9 protein-coding genes are annotated in these 11,017 nt (G+C 69.9%); 3 read left to right on the top strand and 6 right to left on the bottom strand.

Features of this window, described 5'->3' with window-relative positions; genetic code table 11:
- Positions 1 to 100 precede the first annotated feature (100 nt).
- The 5 genes from fxlM to O3Q52_RS38795 form a co-directional block, all read right to left on the bottom strand.
- A complete protein-coding gene (gene fxlM, locus O3Q52_RS38815; protein WP_269653287.1) occupies positions 101 to 2,179 on the bottom strand; it encodes a methyltransferase, FxLD system in 2,079 nt (692 codons plus the stop codon).
- 21 nt (positions 2,180 to 2,200) lie between these two features.
- Positions 2,201 to 3,478 carry a lanthionine synthetase C family protein gene (locus tag O3Q52_RS38810; protein ID WP_269653286.1) on the bottom strand — a complete coding sequence of 426 codons (1,278 nt, stop codon included), beginning with the start codon at positions 3,476 to 3,478 and terminating at the stop codon, positions 2,201 to 2,203.
- A complete protein-coding gene (locus O3Q52_RS38805; RefSeq protein ID WP_269653285.1) occupies positions 3,475 to 6,441 on the bottom strand; it encodes a lantibiotic dehydratase in 2,967 nt (988 codons plus the stop codon). The genes O3Q52_RS38810 and O3Q52_RS38805 overlap by 4 nt, the downstream gene beginning before the upstream one ends.
- Before the next feature lie 206 nt (positions 6,442 to 6,647).
- Positions 6,648 to 6,827 carry an FxLD family lanthipeptide gene (locus O3Q52_RS38800; protein WP_269653284.1) on the bottom strand — a complete coding sequence of 60 codons (180 nt, stop codon included), beginning with the start codon at positions 6,825 to 6,827 and terminating at the stop codon, positions 6,648 to 6,650.
- Between the two features lie 378 nt (positions 6,828 to 7,205).
- Positions 7,206 to 7,652: an ATP-binding protein gene (locus tag O3Q52_RS38795; RefSeq protein ID WP_269653283.1), complete on the bottom strand. Its 447-nt coding sequence runs from the start codon at positions 7,650 to 7,652 to the stop codon at positions 7,206 to 7,208.
- Positions 7,653 to 7,892: 240 nt separating this feature from the next.
- On the opposite strand from O3Q52_RS38795, the gene O3Q52_RS38790 reads away from it, so the two are divergent.
- Genes O3Q52_RS38790 through O3Q52_RS38780 form a run of 3 tightly spaced genes read left to right on the top strand, consistent with a single transcriptional unit; the run spans position 7,893 to position 10,376 of the window.
- The gene (locus O3Q52_RS38790) at positions 7,893 to 9,173 is read left to right on the top strand and encodes an XRE family transcriptional regulator (protein ID WP_269653282.1); all 1,281 of its coding nucleotides are present in this window, start codon (positions 7,893 to 7,895) and stop codon (positions 9,171 to 9,173) included.
- Positions 9,170 to 9,709, top strand: a complete 540-nt coding sequence (locus tag O3Q52_RS38785) for a GNAT family N-acetyltransferase (RefSeq protein ID WP_269653281.1) — start codon at positions 9,170 to 9,172, stop codon at positions 9,707 to 9,709. The genes O3Q52_RS38790 and O3Q52_RS38785 overlap by 4 nt, the downstream gene beginning before the upstream one ends.
- Before the next feature lie 52 nt (positions 9,710 to 9,761).
- Positions 9,762 to 10,376, top strand: coding sequence for a hypothetical protein (locus O3Q52_RS38780; RefSeq protein ID WP_269653288.1), 615 nt, complete (start codon positions 9,762 to 9,764; stop codon positions 10,374 to 10,376).
- Between the two features lie 12 nt (positions 10,377 to 10,388).
- Here the strand turns inward: O3Q52_RS38780 and O3Q52_RS38775 are convergent, their stop codons facing one another.
- Positions 10,389 to 10,640: a hypothetical protein gene (locus O3Q52_RS38775; RefSeq protein ID WP_269653280.1), complete on the bottom strand. Its 252-nt coding sequence runs from the start codon at positions 10,638 to 10,640 to the stop codon at positions 10,389 to 10,391.
- Between the last annotated feature and the right edge of the window lie 377 nt (positions 10,641 to 11,017).

Raw genomic sequence — 11,017 nt, 5'->3', positions numbered from 1 at the left:
GATCTGGTCCATGGATCCCCCGGGTCGAGAGCGAGGACTGCTGAGGCGGCGGTGCCCGTCGGCCGTACGCCGACGGGCACCGTCCGGCACGCCTGGGGCGTCACCGCCAGTCGACGACGATGCGGTTCAGCGGGGTGTCGAGAGCGAAGAGGCCGGGGCGCTGCTCGATGGCAGGCGCGTCGAGGGGCTGGATCTCGAACGTGGCTTCACGGTCGCGGTATTCGCGGTCCCAGGTGCGGATGGCGTCCGCGACCTTCGCGGCCAGTTCGTCGCTACCGGGGCCGTGGCCGATGACGCCGAACTCCCAGAGCTTGCCGCCCTCAGGGGTCTGCTCCTCCGACAGGCGCCGCGCCAGGTAGCTGACGGCGCCCTTCTCGACGGCTGCGGTTGAGGAGGGGTAGGGGTCCTCGGTGAGCAGATCGCCCTTGGCGCTCTGGGGGAACAGCATCCGGATCAGGCCGGAGGGAAGGGAGCAGGTGAGGAACAGTTCCATCCATTCCGGCGACTCCATGGCACGGACCGTCATGCCGGTCCATTCCTCGGTGCGCGGCTGGTCCAGGACACCGGCGAGAGCGGCGTCGATGTTCTGCCCGGCAGGGGCCTGGAGCCGGACGGTGCCGTCCGCGCTGAGCGGGATGACTCGGCGGTCGTCGTCGGCGATGCCGCGCCGGAGTGGCATGAAGGTGTTCATCTCGCTGCCGAGGGACACCCATCGGCCGTCGCGCTGCTCGTAGGCGATGGACCGGGAGACGCTGCCCTTGAGGCGCTGGGGGACGAGGAGCCGTCCGCCGGGGGCGAGTTGTTGCAGCCAGGAGTGCGGCACGCCGTGCGCGCCCACAGTGGCGATGATCCGGTGGTACGGCGCTCCCTCGGCGTATCCGAGGGCACCGTCGCGGGTCACGGCCTCGACGTTGGTGATCCCGGCGGCGGCGAGATGTGCGCTGGCGCTCTCCACGAGGTCGTCGTCGACGTCCAGAGTGGTCACGTGTCCGCTCTCGCCGACCAGATGGGCCAGCAGAGCGGCGTTGTAGCCGGTGCCGGCGCCGAGTTCGAGAACGCGCTCACCGGGCCGGACGTCGAGCTGGTCCAGCATGAGAGCGACGACGCCCGGCTGGGAGGCGCACGAGATGGACGTGCCGTCGGTGTCGTACTTGATGTGCACCGGTGCGTTGGCGTAGGCGTCTTCGAGTGACGCTTCGGGCACGAACACGTGGCGGGGCACAGTGCGCAACGCAGTCTCGACGGCGGTCGTGTGAGCGTGCCCGTCCGCGCGGAGCTGGTCGACCAGGGCGTTGCGGAGGCGCTCGGCGTCCGCCGTGGGGGTGACGATCGTGTCGGAGTTCACCGCGCTGACGCTATCGGCGCCGACCGTGGCCTCGGCGGGCGATGCGGTGTTGTCGCTCGTTCCCATGACTACCTCTCGTGCGATGTTGGACAGGGCGCTCTGGTCGTCCCGGAGGAGACCGGCGCGATTGGCGTGGAAGATGACGTGATGGGCGATGACGGCGCGCAGGCCGCGGGTGAGGGCGCCGCGGTTGGCGAGGTCGGCGAGCGTGGTTCCCGCCCGTTCGAAGGCGGCCACCCATTCGTCGTATGCGTGGAGCGGGCCGTCCGGACGGCAGAGGCTCTGGGCATCGGCGGTCATCAACTTCCGCATGGCCGGAGTCAGTTCATCGGCTCGTTCGGGTGGTAGTGGGGAGGTGGCAGGCCGGAGGGCGGCGACCTTCGCCCATACGTCGCCCTGTTCGAACCAGTCGAGTCCGGCACCGCGCATCATGGCGCTCGCGAGGAGGGTGGCGGTCTCCCGGCGTCCCAGGTGCTCCGGGCTCGGCTGGTAGGTGATCAGGTGGTGGGAGTCGCTGTGGAACAGTTCGTGGGCCGCGTCTATGGCCTCCGGGCCGCCGAACGTGTCGGTCTCGGGCTCGTAGATGCAGGGCAGCCAGGACACGGCTACGCCGTCGCCGACGAGGTCGCTCAGCAGCGACTCGATGACGGGTGAGGGCTCCTCAGCGAGGTAACGCAGCGGCCAGGGCTGCTTGTTCATGAACCACCAGCCAGTGAGCTGCCCGTCGGTCTCAGCCGTGATCAGGGCCGGGCCGATGCGTTCGGCGATGACGCGCCGGGCGCTCTCACGGTCGACGAAGGTGATGTTGTGCTGCTGCCAGCGGGCGGACGGCATGGGGGTCCTTCGGTCGACGGATCAGGCGATGAGGAGGCAGGCGTCCCAGGCGGACCGGGGAGGGGTGGCGGTGCTGGGCGCGATGAGGGCCAGGGCTGTACCGGCGGCGCCGTCGAGTAGACCGGGTCCCCGTTCCTCGTCCTGAATGAGCGCCGTGGCGGTGAGCGCGGGGTCGGTGCCCGGCGGGTGGACCGCAGCCAGGAGTGCGGGAATCGCGGCGCGGAGTTGGCCCACGGTCGAGGGGTGGGCGTCGTCGGCCGTACGGGCGGCGATGTGGGCGAGGCCGGCGAAGCCGTGGCACAGGCCGTTGTCCGTGGTGGCCTTGAGCTGGTTGGAATCGGTGAGGGCGGCCACGAGCGCGTTCTCCGCGTCGATCTGGCGGTCGGTGTCGCCAAGGGCGAGTGCGGCGAGTTGTTGGGCGCGGGCGAGGCCGGCGGTGCCGTAGCACCAGGAGGGCCGCCTGGGCGCAGACGGGGCGAGGCACCCGGTACGCAACTCGCCCCGGGTGACCCAGTACGGCCAGGCCGGTCCGCGACCGGTCTCCTGCTGCCAGCGGTCCAGCCACGCCAGGATGGCGCGCAGTGCTGCGTGGTGTCCTTCGGCGAGGGTGCCGTTCCGGGCGGCGAGGGACAGGAGGGCGAGCACGCCGCCGATGCCGTGTGCCATGCCGGTGTTTGCGTGCCCGCCGGGGAATCGGTCGTCGTCCGGGCTGCCCGAGGGGCCCGTCTGCGTCCACCAGCCCGGCAGGGTCTCGCCCTGGCGGGTGATCGGTTCGGTGAGGCGCACGCAGTAGTCGAGGACGGTGCGCATCGTGGAGCTGCCGAGGTCACGGCGAAGGAGATAGGCCCCGTAGCCGGTGAGGCCCCGGATAGCGTCGAACTCGGCGAGTTCCGGCAGGCGTCCGGCGTCGATGCGGCGATGTGCGGCGTCGAGGCGGCGTACAGCGTCGATCTCGATCTGCCGGTCCATCGTGTTCAGGGCGCGTTGGTAGGAGCCGGAGAGGTGGTCGGCGGCGCAGGCCAGGGCGTGGGCGAAGACCGGTGCTCCGTAGAAGGGATGACTGTCGTGGCCGCTGGTGAACGGCTCCCGCGAGGCAGCGGCGAGCCAGTCGTGGGCGCGCTGCCATGGCCCCAGGCCGCTCGCGGCTCGCTCGATGTGCAGGAGCGCGATGCCCGGAGGGCCGTACGCGAGGTGCTGCCGGTATGAGGAGGCCGCCCGGGCCCCGAGATACGCAGTTTCGGGGTCGGCGAGCTGGGAGGCGACGGCGTCGACCATGTCGAGCGCGCGGTGCGCGGTCATGAGGTCTTCCCGGTGGTGCGGGCGGTCCAGGCCAGGGCGGCGGCGCGTGCCAGGTAGAGGCACACCTCTTCCTCCGGGAAGTTCACGGCGATGTGCCGCACGAAGTGGACGTGCAGCAGAGAGATCAGGACGTCGTCGACGGCGATGCCCTGGGTGTCCGGGCCCGGCAGGTGTGGCCGGTACGTGGCGAGTGCCGTATCCCGGTCTGTCCATCCCGAAACGATGGCGTCTCCGCCTGGGACACGGCGCAGCGCCGCCCACTCGTCGCACGGATTGGCGAGCCGTACGGCTTCGGTGAACTGCGGGCGCGGAACGGGTGCGGGGGCTGTCGGCGGGATGTGGTCGATCAGCCACCGCATCGCCGCTTCGGTGCTGCCGAGGAACGCGGAGGCGACGGCGACGGTATGGGCCGCCACCAGCGTGCGCGGGCCGGGGCGCTGCGGCTGGGCGAGCTGGGTCAGGACGGCGCGTGAGTCCGCCCGGAACACATCCTCGGCCGCCTCCCATGCGGCGCCGGAGCCCCAGCGGCCCATCTCGCGGTACGAGGTGGAGTACCGCAGATCGGCCAGCAGGCCGACGTCGCGCAGCTCGTCGGCCCAGGCGCTCACCGAATGGGCCGTCTCGGCGAAGGCTTCCGGGGAGGGGAGTGCGATGCGTACGCGGAGGTGTTGGTCCGGGTCGCGGAAGCGGATGAACCACCAGGGTGGGTTGCCGAGTTGTTCGAGGAGGACGGGCAAGTGCCGGGAAAGCAGGGCGTCTTGGCGGCGGGTATCTCCGTACAGAGCGGCCAGAAGTACGAGGGAGGAAGCGGGGGTCTGGATCTGGGCCGCGCAGAGGATGCGGGCCTGGGTGGGGGCGGGCAGGAGCGGCCATTTCGACGATCGGGTCGCCTTGAGGGGCACTACGACCTCGTGGGCTCGCCCGTCGCACCAGCGGTACGCATCCGGTTCCGGGGCCTCGACGAGCACGGCCAGGTCCGTACGGTCGAGGTGTTGGCGCAGTAGCGTCCGGTGGCCGGCCTCGTCGAGGTCGAGGAAGAGGCGTCGGTCGTCGTCCACGAGGTGGACGCGGCGAGGCAGCCGCCGTCGGGCCTGCCAGTCGGTGAGCGCGGCGTCCCACTCGGCCCGAGGACGGGAGCGGCCGGGCAGCTCGAACACCTCCAGCCGCCAGCGTGCCGGGGCCAGTACGGTGCGCCCGTACCGCAGGCGTGGAAGGAACGGCATCGCCGAGGCGGCGCCCCAGTCGAACGCGGTGACCTGGGCGCACTGGGCGCGGGACAGTTCCGTGAGGAAGCGCACCAGCGGCGGAGTGTGGGTGAGCAGGTTCAGCGCGTGCACCCCGACGGCCTCGACGCGGTGGCCGCGGTCAGGGGCGGCCAGGTACATGCGGCGGCCGTCGCATCCCACTGCCAAGTCCTCCGGGGTGAGGACGGAGTCCGCCGGGGCGCGGTGTTCCTGGATGCTGATCACGGTGGGCAGGACCTGCGGGGCGCGGGTGACGTGGGCGCTCTCAGGGAGCAGCGGCGGGAAAGAGAGCTGCGCGGTCACAGTGTTGCCGTCCGCAGCCGGGAGGTCGGCGAGTTCTGTGGTCAGGGCCACGCGGTCGGCGGGGGTCAGCACGCTGAGGAACCGGCCCGTGGAGACGCCGGCGCCTCGGGACACGCTCACGACCTCCAGCCGGAACCGCCCGCGCTGCAACTCCCCCAGGCTGGCCGCGTATACCCTCACACCCACCTCCAGGTGTGGCGGCAGCCGGGGCTCGTCGGGCCCCACGTCGAGGGCCGAAACCAGGTCGTCGGTGAGCAGCACCTCGTGGCGGTCGTCGAGTACGGCGGCCTGCGCCAGTCGTACGAGGACGTCGTCCCGGGCGGAGAGGCGAGGCCGACGCGCGCCGGCCGGACTGCCGGGGTAGCCGTCGGGATACCCGGTGCCGCTGTCCGCCACGACCTCCTGGAGCGGCACCATCGTGCCGATGCCGTACCGCTCGTAGAACCGTTGGTGGTACTCGCCCCACGCCGCGGTCCCGTACGGGCGGGTGCTCACCCGGGTCAGGATGAGGGCCGCGCGCTCGATCTCCCGGGCTGCGTCGTCCGGCAGAACGATCTGCGCGTCCAGGCGCAGGTCGAGCGCGACGGGGTGGCGGCGCAGGCCGGGCACGAGGGCCCGCATCCGTGCCGCGACGCTGTCCCGGCCACCGCGCGTGGCGCACTCCTCCAGTTCCGCCCGGACCGCGCGAAGCTCGCGCACCGTCTCTGCGACCGGAGCGAGGGTTCCGGCATCGAGCGCGTCGAGTTGGCTGAGCAGATAGCCGAGGGCGTCTGTCTCGGTGCTCGGCGCTTGCAAGCTCGTGATCAGTACCCGCTGCCGGATGAGCTCCGCCAGCAGATGACGCGCCCTTCCCGTCCCTGCGTCGGGGAACTCTGTCCGGAGTTTGTCCGCGAGCGTTCCGACCTGGATCGGTGCCTGGGCCGCGGCGAGGACCGCGCGCACGGGTGCGGTCAGGGCCAGGGACGTCTCGACCGCGCGAGTGCGGTCGTCGTGGACGTCGGGCTGGAACGGCACGATGAGCCGGTCTCCCCGGCTGGTCACGGTGTTGTTGACGACGACGGGCAGCCGTTCGAGGAGGTCCGGGCACGACTCCAACCGGTCGACCACGGAGGCCAGCCACTCAGCCCCCGCGCGGCCGACGGCCACATGCCCTGCGCCCCAGCCCGAACCCGCCTGCGGACCGAACTCTGCGGTGGTCACCCCGGCGAACAGGCCGAAAGGCGTAGCCCGGTGCTCGGCCCGCAGCAGATAGCGGGCTACGGACTGCGCCGCGCGCCGTATGTCCCGCAGAGGAGGCCGCTCGGCCTTGCACAGGGCCTGTAATTGCGCGGCCAGGACCGGGCTGGAGTGTTGCAGTGCCTCGGCGACATCCTGGTTCGCCCAGACCGCACGCAGCCACGTGGCACAGGCCGCCAAGCTGCTGGGCGAGCGGTCATCAAGGTCAGGGCACGGAGAAACCGACAGCGACGGCCGGGCTACGGCGCGCACGAGAACTGTCGTGCCGGTTCGGAACGCTGCGGGCGGAGCAATCACCAACTACCTCCGTGGGGCGTGGGGACAGGCGGCTGGTGCCGCCACGCCGGGGCGCGGCGGCACCAGCCCGGAGTGACCTGAGTTCCGGGTCAGGCGACGTTGGTGGTGCAGGCTCCGCAGGTGGAGCCGCAGCCGTCGTCGGTCAGATTGACCAGGCCCGCCGGGTCGGCGATCTCGACGAGAGAGACATCCAGGTCGAAGCCGTCCGACGATCCCGGGGTCTGCGGGTGCACTTCGGTACGGCTGGGAACTACGCGGTTACGGGTCATGCTCCAACTCCTCGTAATCGTTGGTGTGTTGCTGGACTGTGGTGCCCACCAGTACCCATCACGCGGAGCGTTGCCGGACGGCCCGCTCCCCGGACGGTTCCTGGCCCACCCGGCACGAGAGGACGTAACCCGCGAAGAATTCCTCGCGGGCCGCCTGCCTCACACCGGGAAGTCGTGTGCCGGGAGTCTGATCAGGCGGTCCCCGGTCCCCGGTCGCCGCTCCATGAAGTAGCCGAGTGCCTGAGCCTTGAGGCGGTCGAGGCACGGCTCGCACGCATAGATGGGGGCGTGTTGCCCGTCCCACTGCACCGGCCATCTGCTGGCGGGGGCGGAGGCGGGCGACGTGGGGGAGCGGCGGGCTCGCCGTGGCCTGGGTCTTCACGCGCCGTCCTTGATACGGAGTTCGGCCCAGACTTCTTTGCCCCATGGGCGCCTGCCCGAGCCGTGCAGGTCGTATCCCCAGCGGTCGGCGACTGCGTCGATGAGGAACAACCCGCGGCCCGACTCGTCATCGTCATCGGCCTGGCTGAGAGCCGGTAGGCGCGCAGGCTCCCGGTCCAACACCCCCACACGTAGTCGCGTCGCGCTCGGCCGCTCGACCAACAGGCGGATCTCGTGGCACGGGGTGTGCCTGGCGGCGTTCGCGATCAACTCGGTGACGATCAGCGCGGCCTGGTCGGCGAGGCTGTCGAGGCGCCATATGCCGAGGACGTCCCGGAGGAGCCGACGGCCGATCTCGGCCGTGGACGGCTCGCAGGGGAAGGTCTGGCTATAGGCGGGGTGGCCGACGGAGGCGACGCGAACTTGCGTAGTGAGACTCGTCATTGGGGGAGCCTTCGGGTTGTCTCGGCGCCCGGCCTGCCCCTGCGAGGGAAACCTCAGGGGCAGGCCGGGCCGTCAACAGCCGCCCGCACGGTGAGGCGTGGCGAGCGACCGACAACAAGACAACTCCCTTTCGGGGCAAGGTGATTAGGGCGATCAGCTGCCCGTCCCACGGAAGGACCTAGGGCGATTTGACCTTTCGTTTACCTGGTGGGTGAGAGGCGGGAGGGCTACCGTGCGGAGATGGACACCACGCGCAACACCGTTCTGGAGGCGTGGATGGCCGAACACGGCTACAGCTCCAACAGCCTTGCTGACGCTGTGAACAGGGCCTTAGAGCGACTGACCGGGCGACCTGGCGGTCTGGACGGCTCATCGGTCCGGGACTGGAAAGCAGGCCGGGTCACGTGGCCCAAATCGGCTACCCGCAAGGCGCTTGAGGACGTCAGCGGCCTGCCCGCCATCGCTCTAGGGTTCGTGCCACGGGGCCGGCCTTCGTCCACCCCGGCCACACCGCAGCAGGAGGACCCCGACATGAAGCGCCGTACCCTCGTCGGCGGGATCGCGGCGGCTGCCGCCGCAGCAGCCGCGCCCGGCACCGCAACGCGCCGCATCGGCATGAGCGACGTCGACCGCCTCCAGAAGCGCTTCGCCGAGATCATCGCCAGCGACCACCGCCATGGCGGCCAACTCGGCATCGAGCAACGGGCCGCCGCGCTCGCCGACGAGGCACTGAACCTCCAGAACGCCGGCAGCGCCAGCCAACGAGTACGCAGCAGCCTCTACGCCTCCGCAGCCGCGTTCCGTTCCTCAGCGATGTGGGCCGCCATCGACGGCCGGCGCTACGACGTTGCCAAGGCGCACATGCGTGAGGCCCAGGCCCTCGCCGAGATGTCCGGCGACCAGGAGATCAAGTTCCGCATCTGGAGTCACGCGGGCACCATGTACCGCCACATGGGCCGCCCCGCCGACGCGTTCGCCGCCAACGACGTCGCCCGCAACCTGCACCTCACACGCCGTGACCCGCTGTTCGCGTCCCTCGGCCTGGCCCGGCAGGGCGCCATCCACGGCGCGGCGCAGGACCGCACCGGAACCCGTCGCGCGTTCGAGCAGGCGCAGGACGCCATGCTGCGTGCCGACCCCGCCGACTACCGGCCGGTGTGGATGCTCGCCTTTTACGATCAGGCCGAGCTGGACTCCCTGGCCCTGTCAGCGCACTTGTCGCTCGGCGACTACTCGACCGCCGAGTACCACGCCCACCGCTGCCTGTCCGCCCTCCGGCCCCACATGGTCCGGTCCTTCGCCATCACCACGACCCGGCTTGCACACGCCCAGCTCGCACAGGGCGCCCCCGACGCCGCCACGGCCACCGCGATGAAGGTCCCTGTCGACGTCGCTACCCAGCACGCCCGGGTCACGCGCATGCTGCAGGAGTTCGGGGCCGCGCTGCGTGCCACCGCGACGGGCAGCTCCAGCGTGCAGACCTGGACCGAGCACACCGCCACCTGGAGGATGGCCGCATGACCAAGGCGCCCGCCATCGAACTGCGCACGTTTACCACCCTCGACTCCGTCCGCGGCGACCTCCTCGACGTGTACGCCGACGTGCGCGCCCCGCTGCTCCACCTGCCGAACTACGCAGTCACCGCGTTCGGCGAGCGCTTGGACCGGCACGGCACCGAGCCGGGGTTCACAGCCGTCCTCGCGTACGCGGACGGGCATCCGATCGGCTACGCCTACGGCAACACCATCGGGCACGGTGACCGCTACTGGCAGCGCACCAGCCCGGCGCCGGCGGAAAAGTACACCGAGCGCCCAGCCGTGGCACTCAAGGAGATCGGTGTCCGCTTGACCTGGCGGAAGACCGGCACCGCCCGCCAAATCCATGACGCCCTCCTCGCCACACGCGAAGAGCCGTACGTCACGCTCATGGTCAACCCAGCTGCTGGGGACGGAAAGGTCCACGCGCTCTACAAGTCGTGGGGGTACGAGGACATCGGCCAGAGCCAGCCGTCACCGGCCTCGCCGGTCCTCACCGTGATGATCCGCGCCAGCCACTGACCGGCAGCAGCCCTGGCCAGAAGTCGGTCGTCATCGTGGCCGGAAGAGATCGATGGCATCCCCAGTCTCTCGGCAGCTCCACGTCAAGAAGCAACTCGCGGGCGGACGCCTGGACTACGGGTACGCCTACTTCCTCGTCCACGCGACCGTCGGCACCTGCGCCGGCGCGGTGATCGCCCAGGCCGGGATCCGGTGGAAGATCGAAGAGGACAACGAGCAGGGCAAACAGCTCACCGGTCTGGACCAGTACCAGGTCCGCAAGTGGATCCCGTGGCACCGCAGCGTCACCTGCACGATGCTGGCCCAGCCCTCTCTGACCGTCCATCGCGCACTCCACCTCGACCCCCGTGCCGCACGCACAAATGACGTTCCCATCGACCCGCACGACACCCCCGGCCCCGAGGAGCCGGTGGTACGGCCAGTCGGCCCGCCGCGCGAACCCGGCCCGATGATCCGACCAACCTTCGCGGCACTGGCCGGACTCCTGGCCATCACCGGCCTGGTCGTCCACCACGACGACGCAGAACTCCTGCGCCAGCATCACTGGCGAACCGAACACCAGACCTCAGCCGCCATCAGCCACTACCAGTGGCGCGGCGACCCCCTGCCCGCACACCTCCGCCAAAGCGATCCGAACCGATCACATCAGCAAGATCTGCCGCTGTAGCACTTTGGACGATTACCATCCAAACAGGTCCTGGATAAAATCCACGGCATCGCCGCCGATGTCGAGAATTTGGGACACCAGGCCATCGGGTGAAACCGATGCATCACGTGGGACCTCTGGCTTGTCGTCGGAATTCACCAAAGCGGCCACTGACGCAGCGGCGCCCACCGCGCCTGTGGATGCATTGAATTTATCGAGCGATGTTTCACCTTGTGCCGGCCCCGGCGCAAGGTCCGGGTCCGGGTCCGGGGGATCGTCACTCACGCCCTCGGCCCCCAAACTTGGATATAGGGCTGCTCATGGTTATGACGGGTCGGATGTGTCTGGCGGGACACTTGCAGGGCGACGCCAAGGGCGCGGTTTCTGCTTCGGGTGAGGTGATCTGCATCCTGCGGTGACAGAGGTAACGCCCGCGCCCACAATTAGAGTCCCCCCTAAGCGCCGCAGAAAGAAACGTCGAGTTGTTTCTTCGACCATTTGAATTTCCTCGTGATTCTTTCCCGTGGCCTCATTGAAGCTAACGACTGTATATAGTATCAATTAAGATCGAGTCAAGGACGTTTGACGGAATGAAGAATTCCGCAAACTGGAGATTCCGGTCTACTGGATTTCCTGGGGCTCCCTCCCTCCCTCCCTCCCTC

Origin of the sequence: Streptomyces sp. ActVer (genome assembly GCF_027270795.1) — a bacterium.
In the GTDB taxonomy this organism is placed as follows: Bacteria; Actinomycetota; Actinomycetes; order Streptomycetales; family Streptomycetaceae; genus Streptomyces; species Streptomyces umbrinus_A.
The sequence above is the reverse complement of the archived record's forward strand: the minus strand, read 5'-3'. Positions and strand labels throughout refer to the sequence as shown.

Excerpts from the sequence above, each read along its gene's own strand:
- fxlM (WP_269653287.1), bottom strand. The coding sequence starts at position 2,179 with ATGCCGTCCGCCCGCTGGCAGCAGCACAACATCACCTTCGTCGACCGT.
- O3Q52_RS38810 (WP_269653286.1), bottom strand. The coding sequence starts at position 3,478 with ATGACCGCGCACCGCGCGCTCGACATGGTCGACGCCGTCGCCTCCCAG.
- O3Q52_RS38800 (WP_269653284.1), bottom strand. The coding sequence starts at position 6,827 with ATGACCCGTAACCGCGTAGTTCCCAGCCGTACCGAAGTGCACCCGCAG.
- O3Q52_RS38795 (WP_269653283.1), bottom strand. The coding sequence starts at position 7,652 with ATGACGAGTCTCACTACGCAAGTTCGCGTCGCCTCCGTCGGCCACCCC.
- O3Q52_RS38790 (WP_269653282.1), top strand. The coding sequence starts at position 7,893 with ATGGACACCACGCGCAACACCGTTCTGGAGGCGTGGATGGCCGAACAC.
- O3Q52_RS38785 (WP_269653281.1), top strand. The coding sequence starts at position 9,170 with ATGACCAAGGCGCCCGCCATCGAACTGCGCACGTTTACCACCCTCGAC.
- O3Q52_RS38780 (WP_269653288.1), top strand. The coding sequence starts at position 9,762 with ATGGCATCCCCAGTCTCTCGGCAGCTCCACGTCAAGAAGCAACTCGCG.